At 66.3% G+C, this 16,023-nt stretch carries 18 protein-coding genes; all 18 read right to left on the bottom strand.

The window, feature by feature from the left end:
* Positions 1-71 precede the first annotated feature (71 nt).
* The 18 genes from AC1DT7_RS11550 to AC1DT7_RS11465 all read right to left on the bottom strand — a co-directional run bounded on the left by AC1DT7_RS11550 (position 72) and on the right by AC1DT7_RS11465 (position 15,965).
* Positions 72-1,715: a thiamine pyrophosphate-binding protein gene (locus AC1DT7_RS11550; RefSeq protein WP_478036098.1), complete on the bottom strand. Its 1,644-nt coding sequence runs from the start codon at positions 1,713-1,715 to the stop codon at positions 72-74.
* Positions 1,716-2,059: 344 nt separating this feature from the next.
* Positions 2,060-2,392 carry a Grx4 family monothiol glutaredoxin gene (grxD, locus tag AC1DT7_RS11545; RefSeq protein WP_478036097.1) on the bottom strand — a complete coding sequence of 111 codons (333 nt, stop codon included), beginning with the start codon at positions 2,390-2,392 and terminating at the stop codon, positions 2,060-2,062.
* A gap of 15 nt (positions 2,393-2,407) precedes the next feature.
* Positions 2,408-2,641, bottom strand: coding sequence for a BolA/IbaG family iron-sulfur metabolism protein (locus tag AC1DT7_RS11540; RefSeq protein ID WP_299912837.1), 234 nt, complete (start codon positions 2,639-2,641; stop codon positions 2,408-2,410).
* Positions 2,642-2,646: 5 nt separating this feature from the next.
* Complete coding sequence (locus tag AC1DT7_RS11535; RefSeq protein WP_478036096.1) at positions 2,647-2,970, bottom strand: DUF1476 domain-containing protein; 324 nt, start codon at positions 2,968-2,970, stop codon at positions 2,647-2,649.
* 127 nt (positions 2,971-3,097) lie between these two features.
* Entirely contained in the window at positions 3,098-4,099 is a 1,002-nt protein-coding gene (locus AC1DT7_RS11530; RefSeq protein ID WP_478036095.1) for an NADPH:quinone oxidoreductase family protein, read from the bottom strand.
* The gene (gene leuD, locus AC1DT7_RS11525) at positions 4,062-4,694 is read right to left on the bottom strand and encodes a 3-isopropylmalate dehydratase small subunit (protein WP_478036094.1); all 633 of its coding nucleotides are present in this window, start codon (positions 4,692-4,694) and stop codon (positions 4,062-4,064) included. Before leuD ends, AC1DT7_RS11530 begins: the two co-directional genes overlap by 38 nt.
* Entirely contained in the window at positions 4,691-4,876 is a 186-nt protein-coding gene (locus AC1DT7_RS11520; RefSeq protein WP_478036093.1) for a hypothetical protein, read from the bottom strand. Before AC1DT7_RS11520 ends, leuD begins: the two co-directional genes overlap by 4 nt.
* Positions 4,877-5,026: 150 nt before the next feature.
* The gene (gene leuC / locus AC1DT7_RS11515; RefSeq protein WP_478036092.1) at positions 5,027-6,469 is read right to left on the bottom strand and encodes a 3-isopropylmalate dehydratase large subunit; all 1,443 of its coding nucleotides are present in this window, start codon (positions 6,467-6,469) and stop codon (positions 5,027-5,029) included.
* A gap of 135 nt (positions 6,470-6,604) precedes the next feature.
* A complete protein-coding gene (locus AC1DT7_RS11510; protein WP_478036091.1) occupies positions 6,605-6,997 on the bottom strand; it encodes a Fur family transcriptional regulator in 393 nt (130 codons plus the stop codon).
* On the bottom strand, positions 6,990-7,397 hold the full coding sequence (locus tag AC1DT7_RS11505; RefSeq protein WP_478036090.1) for a MerC domain-containing protein: 408 nt from the start codon (positions 7,395-7,397) through the stop codon (positions 6,990-6,992). The genes AC1DT7_RS11510 and AC1DT7_RS11505 overlap by 8 nt, the downstream gene beginning before the upstream one ends.
* A gap of 133 nt (positions 7,398-7,530) precedes the next feature.
* On the bottom strand, positions 7,531-9,711 hold the full coding sequence (locus AC1DT7_RS11500) for a TonB-dependent receptor (RefSeq protein WP_478036089.1): 2,181 nt from the start codon (positions 9,709-9,711) through the stop codon (positions 7,531-7,533).
* 97 nt (positions 9,712-9,808) lie between these two features.
* The gene (locus AC1DT7_RS11495; protein ID WP_478036088.1) at positions 9,809-10,135 is read right to left on the bottom strand and encodes a hypothetical protein; all 327 of its coding nucleotides are present in this window, start codon (positions 10,133-10,135) and stop codon (positions 9,809-9,811) included.
* Between the two features lie 267 nt (positions 10,136-10,402).
* The gene (locus tag AC1DT7_RS11490; protein ID WP_478036087.1) at positions 10,403-11,377 is read right to left on the bottom strand and encodes an NAD-dependent epimerase/dehydratase family protein; all 975 of its coding nucleotides are present in this window, start codon (positions 11,375-11,377) and stop codon (positions 10,403-10,405) included.
* Positions 11,378-12,832, bottom strand: coding sequence for a hypothetical protein (locus AC1DT7_RS11485; protein ID WP_478036086.1), 1,455 nt, complete (start codon positions 12,830-12,832; stop codon positions 11,378-11,380).
* A 24-nt stretch (positions 12,833-12,856) separates the two neighbouring features.
* Positions 12,857-13,708, bottom strand: coding sequence for an alpha/beta hydrolase (locus AC1DT7_RS11480; protein WP_478036153.1), 852 nt, complete (start codon positions 13,706-13,708; stop codon positions 12,857-12,859).
* Between the two features lie 50 nt (positions 13,709-13,758).
* Positions 13,759-14,442, bottom strand: coding sequence for a glutathione S-transferase (locus AC1DT7_RS11475; RefSeq protein WP_478036085.1), 684 nt, complete (start codon positions 14,440-14,442; stop codon positions 13,759-13,761).
* Positions 14,442-15,077 carry a CoA transferase subunit B gene (locus tag AC1DT7_RS11470; RefSeq protein WP_478036084.1) on the bottom strand — a complete coding sequence of 212 codons (636 nt, stop codon included), beginning with the start codon at positions 15,075-15,077 and terminating at the stop codon, positions 14,442-14,444. The genes AC1DT7_RS11475 and AC1DT7_RS11470 overlap by 1 nt, the downstream gene beginning before the upstream one ends.
* Positions 15,078-15,080: 3 nt before the next feature.
* Positions 15,081-15,965, bottom strand: a complete 885-nt coding sequence (locus AC1DT7_RS11465; protein ID WP_478036083.1) for an HAD family acid phosphatase — start codon at positions 15,963-15,965, stop codon at positions 15,081-15,083.
* Positions 15,966-16,023: the final 58 nt, after the last annotated feature.

The raw sequence follows: 16,023 nt of genomic DNA, 5'->3' as shown, positions 1-16,023 counted from the left end.
ATCTCGTTAAAAGGCCGTCCCGGGTGACCGGGGCGGCCTTTTTCATTGCCCCGCGGCGGAAGTGACGCCGCTCAACGCTTCCGGATCGCCGATATGGTCGTACCGGCGGTGATCGCCTCGATGTCGGTCTTCAGGTGCAGCAGCCTGACGCCCGTTTCCGTCATGGCGCGTTCGAGCGCGGGGGCGAACGCCTCGGTCGTCTCCACCGTCTCGGCCCAGCAGCCATAGGCCCGGCCGAGCGCGGCGAAGTCGGGATTGCGCAATTCGGTGCCGGAGATGCGTCCGGGATATTCGCGCTCCTGATGCATGCGGATCGTGCCGTAGCCGCCATTGTCGATCACCAGCACCAGCATGTCAGCGCCATGCGCGACCGCGGTCGCCAGTTCCTGCCCGTTCATCAGGAAGCAGCCATCGCCCGCCAGCGCGACCACCATGCGGTCCGGATGCCGCAGCGCCGCCGCCGTGGCCGCCGGCACGCCATAGCCCATCGCGCCCGCCGTCGGGGCAAGCTGACAGCCGGGGCCGGCATAATGCCAGTAACGATGCCACCAGCCCGAATAATTGCCCGCGCCGTTGCAGATGATCGAATCCCCCGGCAGCCTCTCACGCATCGCTGCGACGCACGGGCCGAGGTCGAGCTTCAGGTCGCGCGGGGCAGGGGTGGACCAGGCCTGATAGTCGCGACGCGCCTCGTCGGCGGCAAAGCGATGCGGCGCGTTCGACGCCGCGAGTGCAGCCGCGAATTCGGCCATGCCCGCGCAGATCGCGAGATCGGCCCGATAGGCGCTGTTCAACTCGTTCGGATCGGGATGGACATGGATCAGCACCTGTCCCGGATGATCCGGCGTGATGAGCGCATAGCCATCGGTCGTCGCCTCGCCGAGCCGTGGCCCGACCACCAGCAGCACATCGGCTGCCTTGATCCGCGCGACCAGCTTCGGGTTCGGGCCATAGCCGAGATTGCCCACCCAGGCCGGTGATGCATTGGGAATCGCATCCTGCCGGCGAAAAGCGGAGGCGACGGGAAGGGCATTGCGCTCCGCAAAAGCGGCGAAGTCCCGTGCGGCGGCAGCATCCCAGCCGGCGCCACCGATGATCGCGACAGGGGCTTTGGCGGTTGCGAGCAGGTCGAGCGCGGCGGTGACTGCATCGCCGGCTGCCGGCTGGGCCGGCCGATCGATCCTCGGCCGATCGACCGCCACGACCTCATCGAGCAGCATGTCCTCGGGCAGGGCAAGCACGACAGGCCCAGGTCGGCCGGACATCGCGATGCTCCACGCCCGTGCGACATATTCCGGGATTCGGGCCGCATCGTCGATCTTCGCAGCCCATTTCACGACGGGCCCGAACATCGCCGGAAAATCGATCTCCTGGAATGCCTCGCGATCCTTCGTCCCGCGGTCCACATCGCCGATGAACAGCACCATCGGCTGCGAATCCTGCATCGCGACGTGAACACCGATCGAGGCGTTGGTCGCGCCCGGCCCGCGCGTCACGAAGGCGACGCCGGGCCGCCCGGTCAGCGCGCCATCGGCACAGGCCATGAAGCCGACTCCGCCTTCCTGCCGGCACACCACCAGGTCGATCTCCGGTGTGTCGTGGAGCGCGTCGAGCACGGCGAGGAAGCTCTCGCCGGGGACGGTGAAGATACGGTCGCAGCCTTGCGCGACGAGCTGGTCGACCAAGATGCGGCCGCCGGTGCGTTGGTTCGTCATGCCGCTGTCGTAGAATGCATTGCGACCGAGTTGAACCCCTTGCCCGAAACCCTAGCATGTGKGTGTCGGTGAATCTTACAACGAGGCCTATGGGCCTATGTCCGTTAACTATTGGAAATCGCGGATTTCCGTCCCTCGACCGAACTGGCACACGGGCTGCATAGTCCGCAATATGCCGAGCGTTTATCGCTTCAGCAGGACGGGCCGATGCTCCCTCCGATCTCGCATCGGTCCGTCCTACCCGGCCTTCCAAGCCACATCGCAGAAACGAAAACAGGCCCCGCACCGGTCGTAACCGTGTGCGAAGCCCGTTTCTTACATTTTGGCCGCACCCGGCCGCGCGTTTATCCCGCCGAAGTGACGCCCTGATCCGCCATAAGCTGGGCGAGCTCGCCGCTTTCGTACATTTCCATCATGATGTCGGAGCCGCCGACAAATTCACCCTTCACATAGAGCTGGGGAATGGTCGGCCAATCCGAAAAAGCCTTGATGCCCTGGCGCACGCCCTGGTCCTGCAGCACGTCGACGCTGTCGAACTCGGCGCCCAGGTGGTTGAGGATGGCGACCGCACGGCTGGAAAAGCCACATTGCGGGAAGAGCGGGCTGCCCTTCATGAAAAGAAGTACGTCGCTCTTGCCGACCATCTCGGCGATGCGGGCCTGTGCGTCATCGRTCACTTCGGTCTACTCCTGTTACTCTGGAATCGCGGTGGTGAGCTGAAGCGCGTGGAGCACGCCGCCCATCCGTCCGCCCAGCGCGGCATAGACCGCCTGGTGTTGCTTGATTCGGGGCAGGCCCCGGAAACTCTCCGACGTCACCCGCGCCGCATAATGATCGCCGTCACCGGCGAGGTCGGTGATCTCGACCCGCGCATCGGGGATGCCCCCGGTGATCAGCGCCTCGATCTCTTCGGCTGCCATCGCCATTCTGGTTACTCGGACTGCATGAGCTGGCGACGGGCCTCGATCGTCTGCTCCTCGATCGCACGGCGCACCGCACCCTCGTCGAGCTCGATCCCGGCCGCATTGAGGTCGCTGACCAGCTTGCGGATCACATCCTCGTCGCCCGCTTCCTCGAAATCGGCCTGCACGACCGCCTTCGCATAGGCGTCGGTCTCTTCCGGGGTCAGCTTCATCTGCGCCGCCGCCCACTGGCCGAGCAGCCGGTTGCGCCGCGCCGTGATGCGGAACGCCATTTCCTCGTCGCGCGCATATTTGGTCTCAAAGGCTCGCTCGCGATCGTCGAAAGTGCTCATGGTCGGTCGTTCCCCTTGGGCGTTTTTACGTGTCACGGTCGAGATAGGGTGGGGGACGCAGTCACGCAACCGCGTAGGAGGGGTCGAGACCCCTTCGCCACACGCATTGCTCGCCGCAGTGAACCACCTACGCGGCGACGGTCACCACCAGCTTGCCGATCGCCTGGCGCGCGGCCATCCGCGCGATCGCCTTGCCGCCATCCTCGAAAGCGAAGGTCTCGGTCACGCGCGGCGCGATCCTGCCATCCTTCCACAGGCGGAACAGGCGCTCGATATGCGCCTGGTTGGCCTTGGGGTCGCGCGCGGCAAAGGCGCCCCAGAACACACCGCACACGTCGCAGCTCTTCAGCAGGGTCAGGTTGAGCGGCAGCCGGGGGATGCCGGCCGGGAAACCAACTACCAGATACCGTCCCTCCCACGCGATCGAGCGCAATGCCGGCTCAGCATAATCGCCGCCGACCGGGTCATAGATCACATCGGCGCCGTTCGGGCCGAGCGCGGCCTTGAACTGGTCGGCCAGCGCCTTGGACTGGGCCTTGTCGAACGGCGCGCGCGGATAGACGAGAGTCACATCGGCGCCGGCGTCTTTCGCAACGGCAGCCTTCTCCTCGGACGACACGGCCGCGACGACCCTCGCGCCGAACGCCTTGCCCAGCTCGATCGCCGCCAGCCCAACACCGCCGGCCGCGCCCAGCACGAGCAGCGTATTGCCCTCGGCGAGGTGCCCGCGGTCGAGCAATGCGTGGATGGTGGTGCCGTAGGTCAGCAGCAGCGAGGCACCCTCGGCGAAGCTGCGCCCCTCGGGCAGGCGATACAGGCTGGTGGCGTTCAGCGCGACCTTCTCGACCAGGCCGCCCGATCCGGTGGTGGCGATCACCCGGTCGCCGACCGCCCAGTCGGTCACGCCCTCGCCGACACTGTCGACAATCCCGGAAATCTCGCTGCCCGGCGCGAAGGGCCGGGGCGGCTTGAACTGATATTTGTCCTCGATGATCAGGACATCGGGATAGTTGATCGAGCAGGCCTTGACCGCGACCACCACCTGGCCGGGGCCGGCTACCGGATCGGGAAGCTCGTCGATGACGAGGGTTTCAGGGCCGCCCGGCGCCTTCGACAATAGTGCCCGCATAGATCCGTTCTCCGCTCATCCATGGCCGGTGCTCGCCGACACCGGACTCATATTTCGAAATCGCGGTATCCCTTGCCAGCGTCAGGCCGATCTCGTCCAGCCCTTCCATGAGGCACTGGCGACGGAACGGGTCGAGATCGAAGGAAAAGCGGTCCTGGAAGGGCGTCGTCACCGTCATCGTCTCGAGATCGACGGTCACCGAATCGGTCGTTGCCACCTCGACCAGCCGGTCCACCGCTTCCTGCGGCAGAACGACGGGTACGATGCCGTTCTTGAACGCGTTGCCGGAAAAGATGTCCGAGAAGCTCGGCGCGATCACCGCGACGATGCCCATGTCGGCCAGCGCCCAGGCGGCATGCTCGCGGCTCGATCCGCAGCCGAAATTGTCGCCCGCGATGAGGATCGGGCTGCCGGCATAACGGGGATCGTCGAAGATATTGCCCGGCTGGGCCCGCACCGTCTCGAACGCGCCCTTGCCAAGGCCTTCGCGGGTGATCGTCTTCAGCCAATGGGCCGGGATGATCACGTCCGTGTCGATGTTCTTCGCGCCCCAGGGATAGGCTTTGCCGGAAACCTGAGTGATTGGCTTGGTCATTCTGCGGCCTCCGGAAATGCGGGCAGTGTCGCCACGTCGCGGGGGATGAAGACGCTGGCACTCAGGCTCTTCGCCAGCATCGTGAATCGGCCGACCGGAGAGACCGACGCGGCACGGCGGTGCCGGAAACGGGAGAAAGCGGCCGGCGACACGGCGCAGGCTGCGAGGAGGGTTCTGTTCATCGACGGTCTTCCCCCAGCCGGTGCGTCGGCAATCGACGCGTGGCCGTGCCTATTTGCTGGTCTTCGCTTCGGTCTGTGGGGCGGCGGTCGCGGCATAGGCGGCGATGCCGCTCAGCACGGTACCCAGGATAAGCAGTACAAGTGCCTTCTTCATGGTCTCGACCCTCCCATCAGGTCGCGAACGTCGCTCAACCGCCCGGTGACAGCCGCTGCTGCCGCCATCGCGGGTGAAACCAGGTGCGTTCGCGCTCCAGGCCCCTGACGCCCTACGAAATTCCGATTCGAAGTGGAAGCGCAGCGTTCGCCGGGCGGCACTTTATCGGGGTTCATCGCAAGGCACATGGAACAACCCGGCTCGCGCCATTCGAACCCGGCCTGGAGGAAGATGCGGTCGAGCCCCTCGGCCTCGGCCTGGCGCTTGACCAGCCCGGAGCCCGGCACGACCAGCGCGCGCACCCCGTCGGCGACGTGCCGGCCGTTCGCCACGGAGGCTGCGGCGCGCAGATCCTCGATCCGGCTGTTGGTGCAGCTGCCGATGAAGACATGCTCGATCGGCACGTCCTGCATCGCCGTGCCAGGCGTCAGGCCCATATAGTCGAGCGATTTACGCGCTGCCGCCCGCTTGGCGGGATCGGCGAAGCTGTCGGGATCGGGTACAACTCCTGTGATCGGCACGACATCCTCGGGGCTAGTGCCCCAAGTCAGCGACGGCGCGATATCGGTCGCGTCGAGCCACACGCTACGGTCATAGGCGGCGGCGGGGTCGCTCTGCAGCGACGTCCACCAGGCGACCGCCTTGTCCCAGTCGGCGCCCTTGGGCGCCATCGGCCGGCCCTTGAGATAGGCAAAGGTCGTCTCGTCCGGCGCGATCAGGCCGGCGCGCGCGCCACCCTCGATCGACATGTTGGCGACGGTCAGCCGGCCCTCGACCGACATGGCGCGGATCACCTCGCCGGTATATTCCAGCACATAGCCGGTGCCGCCGGCCGCGCCGATCTTGCCGATGATCGCCAGGATCACGTCTTTCGGGCTCACCCCGAAACCGAGCGACCCGTCGACACGGACCTCCATCGTCTTCGACTGGCTCAGCAACAGGGTCTGCGTGGCGAGCACGTGCTCCACCTCGCTGGTGCCGATGCCGAACGCCAGCGCGCCCATCGCGCCATGTGCCGAGGTGTGGCTGTCGCCGCACACCAGGGTGGTACCGGGCAGGGTGAAACCCTGTTCCGGGCCGACGACATGGACGATTCCCTGCTCGGGCGCGACCGCGTCGATATAATCGATGCCGAATTCGGCGGTGTTGCGCTGGAGCGCGTCGAGCTGCGCCGCGCTTTCGGCATCGGCGATCGGCAGGCGCTTGCCCGCCGCGTCTAGCCGCGCCGTGGTCGGAAGGTTATGATCGGGCACCGCCAGAGTAAGGTCGGGCCGGCGCACCTTGCGCCCGGCCGCGCGAAGGCCGGCAAAGGCCTGCGGGCTGGTGACCTCGTGGATCAGGTGGCGGTCGATATAGATCAGGCAGGTGCCATCATCTCGCCGTTCGACGACATGAGCAGCCCAGATCTTTTCGTACAAAGTGAGCGGACGGGAAGCCATGGCGCGGCATCTAGCCCTTTCTTGCGCGCAATCAAGCGGCAGTGGCATTTAGTTGCGCATAGCCTGGGTGCGGGCGCGGGCTGGTGCGGCCTTTGAAATGCGCTCTTCCTCGAATTTTCAAACAGCCGTCAAGCCTCATGAAGCGCGCCGGCCGCAGCGATCGCAAAGGCCGGCGACCTCGACGATATGGCGCGACACGGTGAAGCCGGAGGCAGCGGCCAGCGCGTCGAGGGCGTCGATCGTGGAGCCGCCTGCAACCTCGGTCACGTCGCCACATGCGCCACAGAACAGGCTGATTTTTCGAGCGGCACTGCCCGACACATAGCCGCGAGCGACCACTACCTTTCGGATAGTGCGGTGGTCGATCAATTCGCGGAGCGCGCGGAAGACCGTGTTGGGCGGCACGGTCTCGCCTTCTTCGAAGAGCAGCTTCTCGATCTCGAGCGCACCCAATGGCCGGGACGCATTTTCCAGCAATCGCAGGACCGCGTCCCGCACATGGCCGGGGCGCCGCCGCTTCCTAGCCATGACGGTGCCCGCGATGGCGCAGCTGCCAGTTGGCGACATGTGCGATGACGAGGCAGAGGCTGCCCGCGATCGTGACCGGCGTTTCATAGCTGCTGTCGGGCAGGAACAGTGCCCCGCCCGAGAGCAACGCAAGGCCGATGGCCCCTGTAACGAGCGGCCCCCAGGCGCGATGACGCCATGTTCCCTGCACCAGCGCCGTGCCCGATGCGGGCAGGGCGAGGAGCAATATCCACAGATGCAGTTGCTCGGGCAGGGCGATCAGCCTGGACAGGGCGGGCAATGCTCCAAGGATCAAGGGCAATCCGGCGCAATGGATCAGGCACAGGATCGACGCGCCGACCGCAGCCCGCTCCACCCAGTCGGTGACGGGGGCGCGAACTGCCTGCTGTGCGCAGCGCATATCATTCTCCACTTCTTCGCAGGCGGCGATCGATGGCCTCGGGCCACACCCTGCCGCCGGAACGGCGACGCCCGCCCGTCACCCGGTCTCCCGCGGGGGAGACCGGGCGGAGCGCGCACCGTCTGGTGCCGGACTAAATGCCGACGCGGACCGTAACGCGGAGGTCGCGTCCGGAAAGCGGCGCGAAGTCCTTGAGGAAGCTCGAATGGCGCCTGGCATCGACGTCGAACAGGTTGTTGGCGCTGAAAAGCAGCGAGACCTTGTCGTTGCCCGCGATCGGCTTGAAGCTGATCGACGCGTTGACCAGCGTATAGGCGTCGGTCTCCGTCTCGAACGGGGCGATCCTGTTCTGGTCGAACACATGTTCAACCTCGACCCGGCCGTTCACCCTGTCCGATTGCGCTTCGATCCCACCGAGCACCCGCATCGGCGGGATACGCGGTACCGGGCCCTGATCAACGATGTTGGCATGGACATAGTCGCCCAATGCATCGAGGTTGATGGTGTAGCCGCCGATCCACGCGACACGCACTGATGCGTTGGCTTCGAACCCGTAATAACGCGCATCGGCCTGCTGGAACTGGAAGCAGGGCAGGTCGGCCTCGCGCCCGCTCGGTGCTGCCACTGCCTCACAGACCGACGTATCGACCTGATTTTCGGAGATATAGTTGGAGAACCAGTTGTAGTAAGCCGATGCGTCGAAATTGAAGCCTTCCTGGTGGACGTGCAGCGTGCCTTCGATGCCCCAGGATTTTTCGAGTCTGAAGTCGGGGCTCCCCAATTCCCAGGATTGCGTGCCGGCATGGCCGCCGCGCGCGAACAGCTCTTCGGCAGAGGGCGCCCGCTCGGTGCGGGAGAGGTTCAGGCCCAGGCGGACACCATCGGCGAGTGCGTAGGAAAGACCGGCCGATCCGGAAAAGGCATCGAAATGGCGCTTGCCTGCAAAGAAACGCAGGTCGCCATCAGCCGGGTTCGCCTCCAGGTCGCTCACTTCGTAGCGCAGGCCGCCTTCGACACGCAGGGCGCCCAGATCGACCTGCTGCAGCGTGAACAGGCCGATCTGGCTCGTGGAGTTCTTCGGCAGGAAGGCTTCGTCGCCGACGACGTTGAAGTCGCGGTTGAAGAACTGAACGCCCGAAGCACCGCTCCAGCCGCCATGATTGTCCTGGACCAGCTCGAGCCGGCCTTCGATCCCCTTGTTGTAGAAGGCAGTGCCGACCGATCCGTCCTCCTCCAGCTCGAAGTGCCGGTAATTGGCATAACCGGCCCGCAGGCGGATCTGCTTGAGGAAGCCGCCGCCGGTATCGACCTCGCCGCGCAGGTCGAAGCGGTTCTGGAGCAGGCTCAGGCGCGGGGCTTCCTGTTCCTGGCCCGATTCGGTCGCGTAGCGGATCGGCACGCCGTAAAAGCTGTCATAATGGCTGTAGGAAATGCCGAGGTTGCCGGTGTCGGTTATGATCGACGCCCCGACGCCTGCGGTCCATGTCTTGGCGAAGCTGTTGGGGAGCGTGTTCTTTAGCGCCGCAGATGCCGCGAAGTCGGGATCGTCGGGCGTGGTAGGGCCGGCCGCAGCGGTCAGCGCCTGGGCGCGGGCGGCTGGCGAAAGCACATAGCCGCCGATGCGCAGGTCGTCGCTTTTCAGATAAGATCCGTCAGCGTGCAGCACGATCTTGCTGCTCACGGCGACATCACCCGCGCCGGCAACCGAGCGCTCGTTCGCGGCCGAGCCATAGCTGCCGATCGCGTTGAAACGATAGCCGTTCTCCGGCACGCTGCGGGGAATGCGGCTGTCGATCACGTTTACGACACCGCCGATCGCCGACGATCCGTAGAGTAGGGCAGAGGGGCCGCGCACGATCTCCACCCGTTCGGCGAGCAGCGGATCGATCACGACGGCATGGTCGACCGAGGTGTTCGACACGTCGATCGATCCGATGCCGTCGGTCAGCACGCGGACCCGCTCGCCCTGGAAACCGCGCAGGATCGGGCGCGAGGCGCTCGGGCCGAACGATGTCGCCGAAACGCCCGGCTGGCGCGCAAGCGTCTCGCCGATGCTTGGCCGCAACTGGCGCGTCAGCTCTTCGCCGGTCAGGATCGTCGTTCCGGACAGAACGTCTTTCTCGCTCTGCTGCAGAAGGCCGGTAACGACGATGTCGTTCGCCGGGTTGCTGGCTGAGATCTGCTCATCGGCGGGCGCCGCATTGGCGGCATCGGGTGGCGTGTCGTTCGGCGTTGCTGCGAAGGCGACGTTGGGGGCAATGGCGGGAAGGGCGAGCGCGATCGATGCCGCGCTCAGCAGGTATATATAACGCATGGAAAAATGCTCCGGGAACCTTGTCTACAGGACGGACTGGGAACGCCACGCGCGTGGATGTGCACGCAGGCGCATCCCCCTTTAGCGATGGCGGTCCTCAGGCTTGGAGCAGGGTAGGTGGAGCGCGGCTCTGCCAGGCGTGCGAGCGCTGGACGATAGCGGTGTGAAGTGCCGCCGGGGCGGCAAAGCTGAAAGCCGTGGCTATCGGGGTATGGAAGGCACCCGGTTCCGGGGTGAGATAATGGCCGGCATGGGCGATCTGGCGACAGATCGGGCAATCGGCCGGCTGGTCGGAGGATTTGCCATCCGGCAGGTTCGCGCTCGGAGTCGTGCCCAGCAGTTTTGCGGCGATGGGGGCGAGGCTCGACGCGGGGTGTTGGTGCGTCTGCGTGAGAAGGCTCTGCCATGAGAGGCTGAGGGTCATCGCTAGGAGAAGGGCGTACCATCCGGAGCGCATCCGCGCGGTCAGCGGGCATCGTGCGGACGCGCAGCGGGGCAGGGCGCGACGCCGTCGCTCCCCTTTGCGCCCCACACGCGCATCCGACTGAACACCCAGTGCCATATGAACTTTATGTTATGTTACAAAGTCTCTAGAATCAAGCCTTGCGAGGCCGGATTGTTGCAGTGGGTCCGCCCGTCACCACTTGTTGCGGCGGCGCGGGCATATGCTGCTGTCCGACGACCGGGGCGACTAATCTGCGACGAAGGTCCGGTTCGGGACTTCCTTCGGTGACACATAATCCGCGTCATGCGCGAAGGGCAGGTCGGCATTGTTGCGCAACGCGTCGAGCACCGCTGCGAAATCCGTCGCGCATCGGAAACCCAGCACCCGCTCCGACAGGCCAGAATCATAAACCCGGTCGATCGAGCGGGGCAGGTGCCAGCCCTGCCGGGCATAGAGCTCGGCCGCATCGGGGAAGTGGCGCGCGATCACGGCCGGCGCATCGGTCTTCAGCGCCGCCACCTCGTCGCGGACGAAGGGGGTGGGCGCCGAGGCGATGAACAGGCCAAAGCCGATCTCGGGAGCCCGTTCGAGCGCGACGATATGCGCCTCGGCTGCGTCCTCCACCGTCAGGCGGCGGTGCAGCAGTTCGTTCGCCTTCATATTCTCGCCCGACAATTCTCGGTGCGTGTCGTCATCCTCGGGGAAGAAGCGCGAGGTGCGCAGGATGACGACCGGCAGGCCGTGATCGGCATGGACCAGCCGGCACAGCTGCTCCGCGGCAAGCTTGGTCACACCGTAGATGTTGCGCGGTTCGAGCGGGGCCATCTCCTCGTCGATCCACACCGCTGTCTCGCCCCGCGCTTCGCGGATCGCGGTCGAGATCATCAGCGAGGTGGTCGAGGTGACGACGAACCGGCTCGCCTTGGCCGCGACCGCCGCCTCGAGCAGGTTGAGCGTGCCGCTGGCGTTCACGTCGATGAACGCCTGGTTCGGATAGCGCACGATATCCGGCTTGTGCAGCGCGCCGCCATGGATCACGGCCTCGATCCCGCGCTCGCCGAACACCCGATTGATCAGCACCCGGTCGGCGACGGTGCCGATCACATCGGTATCGACGCTCGATGCAACGTCCAGGCCGGTCACCTCATGGCCCTTTGCGCGCAGCCGCGGCGCCAGGAAACGACCGAGCCAGCCGCTCGATCCGGTCAGCAGGATACGCATTCAGGGCTTCCGTTCGGGAAGGGTCGCGATCCACGCCTCAAGCGCGGCGGTGTCGCGCATGTTGCCCGGAAAGGCATGGACCGGGTCGAGCGGCACGTTGGACCCGCGCTTGCGTCCGCGATAGACCTTCATCGGGATCGACATGCGCGCGACGCCGCTCGGCAGTTCGTCCTTGCGCACGTCCATGTACAGCGTGTCGGCGCTGGTCTGTTGGCCGATCTGGATCGCGCCGAGCGCCTTCCACATGTCTGCCGCGTCGAGACAAGCCGATCCGCAGCCGGCATCGGTGATGAAATAGACCGGCCCGCGCGGTGGCGCAGGCGGATCGCCCGCCACCGGCGGCTCGTCGTCTTCGGCGTCGTGCCACAGCTTCTCGCCCTTCGCCCGCGCCGCCTGCATGCCGGCGATGGTACGGTCGAACCACTTCTTCGCTTCGGGCGAGAGGATCGTCTTGCGCGCGTCCCTGGCCTCGACGAGCGACGCGATATTGGCTTCGGATGGGCGCCAGTCCACCGCGTCCGCATCGGTGCCCAGCCCGGCGAAGCGCTGCTCGCCCCATAGGATCGCTGCGATCTGGCGCGACCAGTCGGAAGAGCCGCCGCCATTGCCGCGCAGGTCGAACACGATCGCGGGGGCAGCGACCAAGGCTGCCCGATCCGCCTTCATGCCGGCGATCAGCCCCGGCAGGGCGCGGCCCGATTCGGAGGAAGGATCGCCGTTGAAGCTGTTGATAGAGAACCAGCGGGTTCCGTCGGCCAGAGTCCGTGCCCCGATCGGCGGGCTGATCGACTGGCTCGCCAGGTCGAGGCGCGAGGCCAGCGCTTCGGGCATGACCGTCTTCCAGGTCAGGCTGACCTGTTCCGGCCGGCCGCCCACCTCGAACACGCAGGTCACGGGGCGCCTGATGAAGGGATTGCCGCGATCGACGAACAACTCGCCGCCGCGCAGGATATGGCGCGACGTCAGGGACCAGCGGCCTTCGAAGGCGCCGACATTCTCCGCCGCAAGGGCATCTGCCGGGATGCCGTCACACGACATCAGCCGCGCCCCCAGCCGCAGCGGCGCGTCATCGGCGCGCGACACGACTCGCTGCTCGCCCGCGCTGTCGAAGCCGGTGATGAAACCAGGCCATTTCGTATCGAAGCGGGGGGCGTCGCCGGTCGAGCGGAAACTCATATGGCCGTCCTCGAACGAGGCGACATATGCCTTCATCGCATACCAATAGCCTGCGAAATCATGCACCTGTCCGGCCCGCTTCATCGCCAGTGCGAGGCCGGCATCATTGCGGCTGGTGAAGCCGGGGTCGAGCGTGTTGATCGGGCCGGGATGGTTCGCCGCGGCATCGTCGTGCAGCGCCCTGGCATCCTGCCGCAGCGTCTGCGCCCAGTCGCGCTCGACAAGAGGAGCGGTGGCGGGCGCCGCGAGGAGAAGCGGGAGGAGGAGGGCAATGGTCATGCGCTCCCTCTACTCCCATGCGTATTACCGATGCAATACAGTCGGATGCCTGGCCAGCGCGGCGTGGATGAACGCCACGCTCTCGGCGAGGAGGGGCGCCTTGCCGCGGAACGGCTTTGACAGCGCCATCACCACCCCTTCATGGCCGAGCCCGGGCAGCACGCTCACCGTCACGGGCGCCCCCAATGCCTTCAGCCGCGCCTCCAGCCGCAGGGCGTTGCGCGGCCTGACGGTCGTGTCCTTGTCGCCGGTGACGAGCAGCATCGGCGGCGCATCGGCCCTCGCGAAGTTGATCGGCTGGGTCATCATCGGATCGCCCACGCCCATCATTGCGGCCTCGGATCGCGGCGACGTCCAGGGGTAGAAATCATACGGCCCGCTCAGCCCGACCGCAGCCTTGATGATGCCCGGATCGACGCCTTCCTCCTTCAGCCAGCGCTGGTCGAGCGCCAGCATCGCAACAGTATAAGCTCCGGCCGAATGCCCCGCGATCGCGATCCGATCCGGGTCGCCGCCGAACTCGGCGATATGGTCGCGCGTCCATCGTACCGTCTGTGCACCGTCCTGCAGGAAGGCAGGGAAGCGCACGGCCGGTACCTTGCGATAATCCGGCACCACCACCACGAAACCCGCCTTGGCGTAGGCCCGCGCGGCAAAGGCATAGGCGCCGCGGCTGCCCTTGGCCCAGCCGCCGCCATACCAGAAGATCAGCACCGGCCGCTTCGCACTGCTCTCACCGGCGGGCCGCCACACGTCGAGCTTCTGGCCATGCGTGCCGAAGGGAATCGCACTGCCCGGCCGGCTCGCACCGATACCGCCACCGACCGCGCCGTCGAGCAGGCTCAATAAACCGGGCGGGGAAATGAAGGCCACCATCAGCCCCACTATCACGACGAGGGCGATCGCGGCATTGGCAAGGCCGCGCTTCACGCCCGGAGGTCTGCGGTGACGATGCCCGCGGCGGCAAGCTCCGCCTCATGCGCTTCTTCGCGCCAGCTTTCAGTCAGCGCCGCCTTCTCCCATTCGAGCATCGCCGGATGATCGAGCACCCGCGCGACCCAAGCCGCACCGGCGGCGCCGACATCGAGGCCATAGGTGCGCACGCGAAACGCGACAGGCGCGTAAAAGGCATCGACCGCGGTGAACACCGCGCCCGCAAGCCATGGGCCGCCGAAGCGCGAAAGCCCCTCGGCCCAGAGTTCGCCGAGCCGCGCGATCTGCCGCGCCAGCGCGGGCGAGGGCGGATTGGGTGCGACCCGCACGCCGACATTCATCGTGCAGTCGTTGCGTAGCGCCCCGAAGCCGCCATGCATCTCGGCCGCGGCGCAGATCGCCCAGGCCCGTGCCGCTTCATCCTGCGGCCAGACGCCGGCATGGCGCTCGGCGAGGTAGAGGGTGATGCCGAGCGAGTCCCATATCGTCCGCTCGCCATCGAGCAGCACCGGCACCTGGCCGCTCGGCGAGAAGGCGCGGAAGTCCTCGTAATTATCCGGCTTGGCAAAGGGCTCGAACCGTTCCTTGAACGGGATGCCGAGCGCCCTCATCAACAACCAGGGCCGAAGCGACCAGCTCGAATAGTTCCGGTTGGCGGTGATGAGGGTATAGGCCATCAGGCCAGATACTGCGCCGTCGTCTTCGCCGCGAGTTCGTCCGCCGTCACGCCCGGCGCCATCTCGACGAGGCGGAAGGGCGACTGATGATCCGGCCGCTGGAACACGGCGAGATCGGTGACGATCATGTCGACCACATTCTTGCCGGTCAGCGGCAAGGTGCAGGCCGGGATGAACTTCGGGTCCCCGTTCTTCGACGTGTGCTCCATCACCACGATGATCTTCTTCACGCCCGCGACCAGATCCATTGCGCCGCCCATGCCCTTGATCATCTTGCCCGGGATCATCCAGTTGGCGATGTCGCCATTCTCGGCGACTTCCATCGCGCCGAGCACGGTCAGGTCGATATGCCCGCCGCGGATCATCGCGAAGCTCTGGTCGGATCCGAAATAGGCCGATTGCGGCAGTTCGCTGATCGTCTGCTTGCCGGCATTGATCAGGTCCGGATCCTCCTCGCCCGCATAGGGGAAGGGGCCGATGCCGAGCATGCCGTTCTCGGACTGGAGCGTCACCTCGACACCCTCGGGGATATGGTTTGCTACCAGCGTCGGGATGCCGATGCCGAGATTGACGTAGAAACCGTCCTGCAGCTCGCGTGCGGCGCGCGCCGCCATGTCGTCACGGGTCCAGGCCATGTCTTACTTCTCCGTCGGCGCGGGCGAAGCCCAACGCTTGTCTGCAGTGAATATATCGTCGAGCCCGCCCTTCAAGGCGCTGCCATAAACGGGGTTGGGCAGTACGAACCAGCCGGCGCCCCATTTCGCCGCAACCGGCTCTGCGAGCGTGGTGTCGCGGCGCGGGATAGGCGCGAGGCCGGCGTTGAACAGGTCGCTGAAATCGCCGAGCTGATCGCCGCCCATCGCGAGCACGCAATATTTCGCGGCGATCGTCGCGCGGCGGCCGTCCTTCTTCGATCCCATGGCGTCGTCGCCGGCAAGATAGAGCGTCTCGCCATGCACTGCCGGGCCGAGGCCGGCGCCGTCGATGGCGGCGGTCGTCTGGGCCGCGTTGGCGGCGGAGCGGTTGGTGTTGAAGATCACCGTCACGCCCAGCTTGCGCAGTGCCGTCAGCGCCTGAAACGCGCCGGGGGTAGGGGCCACCTTGCCGGCGCCGGTCTTCTCCCAGGCCTGCCAGGTCGCTTCGTTATAAGGCCCGGGATGTGCTGCATCCCAATATTCGAAGCCGAGGTTGAGCAATACAGTCTCGTCAACGTCGAACACGGCGGCAAAAGGCTTCTTCCCGCACGGCACGAAGCCCGGTGAGGCAAGCGTCGCGCCGGTGGCGAGCACGACGCTGTCGCGCGGGCGCTTACGTACCTGCTGCGCGACATAGCCGGTCAGCCCGCGCCACGCCTGAGCGCTAATCGCCGCCCCTTCGCCTGAGCCATAGAGATATTGCATGCCGGCGGGGACGGTCGGGGCGGGGGACGGAGGCGCGGGCGGTGCCTGAACGACCGGCTCGGGCGGGGGGGGGGTAATCTGCACCGGTGCCTCGGCATGCACGCAGGCCGTCAGGGTCAACATCAGTGCGAGCGCCACACTTATGCCCCTCCCGCTTGCGGGAGGGGTTAGGGGAGGGCAT

It is taken from the genome of Sphingomonas sp. P3_C6, from assembly GCF_056402595.1.
This window is presented reverse-complemented; position numbering and strand designations above follow the sequence as displayed.

What these genes read in the sequence shown, in the direction of transcription:
- AC1DT7_RS11550 (WP_478036098.1), bottom strand. Translation starts at nt 1,715, where the DNA reads ATGACGAACCAACGCACCGGCGGCCGCATCTTGGTCGACCAGCTCGTC.
- AC1DT7_RS11540 (WP_299912837.1), bottom strand. Translation starts at nt 2,641, where the DNA reads ATGGCGATGGCAGCCGAAGAGATCGAGGCGCTGATCACCGGGGGCATC.
- AC1DT7_RS11535 (WP_478036096.1), bottom strand. Translation starts at nt 2,970, where the DNA reads ATGAGCACTTTCGACGATCGCGAGCGAGCCTTTGAGACCAAATATGCG.
- AC1DT7_RS11530 (WP_478036095.1), bottom strand. Translation starts at nt 4,099, where the DNA reads ATGCGGGCACTATTGTCGAAGGCGCCGGGCGGCCCTGAAACCCTCGTC.
- leuD (WP_478036094.1), bottom strand. Translation starts at nt 4,694, where the DNA reads ATGACCAAGCCAATCACTCAGGTTTCCGGCAAAGCCTATCCCTGGGGC.
- AC1DT7_RS11520 (WP_478036093.1), bottom strand. Translation starts at nt 4,876, where the DNA reads ATGAACAGAACCCTCCTCGCAGCCTGCGCCGTGTCGCCGGCCGCTTTC.
- leuC (WP_478036092.1), bottom strand. Translation starts at nt 6,469, where the DNA reads ATGGCTTCCCGTCCGCTCACTTTGTACGAAAAGATCTGGGCTGCTCAT.
- AC1DT7_RS11510 (WP_478036091.1), bottom strand. Translation starts at nt 6,997, where the DNA reads ATGGCTAGGAAGCGGCGGCGCCCCGGCCATGTGCGGGACGCGGTCCTG.
- AC1DT7_RS11505 (WP_478036090.1), bottom strand. Translation starts at nt 7,397, where the DNA reads ATGCGCTGCGCACAGCAGGCAGTTCGCGCCCCCGTCACCGACTGGGTG.
- AC1DT7_RS11500 (WP_478036089.1), bottom strand. Translation starts at nt 9,711, where the DNA reads ATGCGTTATATATACCTGCTGAGCGCGGCATCGATCGCGCTCGCCCTT.
- AC1DT7_RS11495 (WP_478036088.1), bottom strand. Translation starts at nt 10,135, where the DNA reads ATGACCCTCAGCCTCTCATGGCAGAGCCTTCTCACGCAGACGCACCAA.
- AC1DT7_RS11490 (WP_478036087.1), bottom strand. Translation starts at nt 11,377, where the DNA reads ATGCGTATCCTGCTGACCGGATCGAGCGGCTGGCTCGGTCGTTTCCTG.
- AC1DT7_RS11485 (WP_478036086.1), bottom strand. Translation starts at nt 12,832, where the DNA reads ATGACCATTGCCCTCCTCCTCCCGCTTCTCCTCGCGGCGCCCGCCACC.
- AC1DT7_RS11480 (WP_478036153.1), bottom strand. Translation starts at nt 13,708, where the DNA reads ATGGTGGCCTTCATTTCCCCGCCCGGTTTATTGAGCCTGCTCGACGGC.
- AC1DT7_RS11475 (WP_478036085.1), bottom strand. Translation starts at nt 14,442, where the DNA reads ATGGCCTATACCCTCATCACCGCCAACCGGAACTATTCGAGCTGGTCG.
- AC1DT7_RS11470 (WP_478036084.1), bottom strand. Translation starts at nt 15,077, where the DNA reads ATGGCCTGGACCCGTGACGACATGGCGGCGCGCGCCGCACGCGAGCTG.
- AC1DT7_RS11465 (WP_478036083.1), bottom strand. Translation starts at nt 15,965, where the DNA reads ATGTTGACCCTGACGGCCTGCGTGCATGCCGAGGCACCGGTGCAGATT.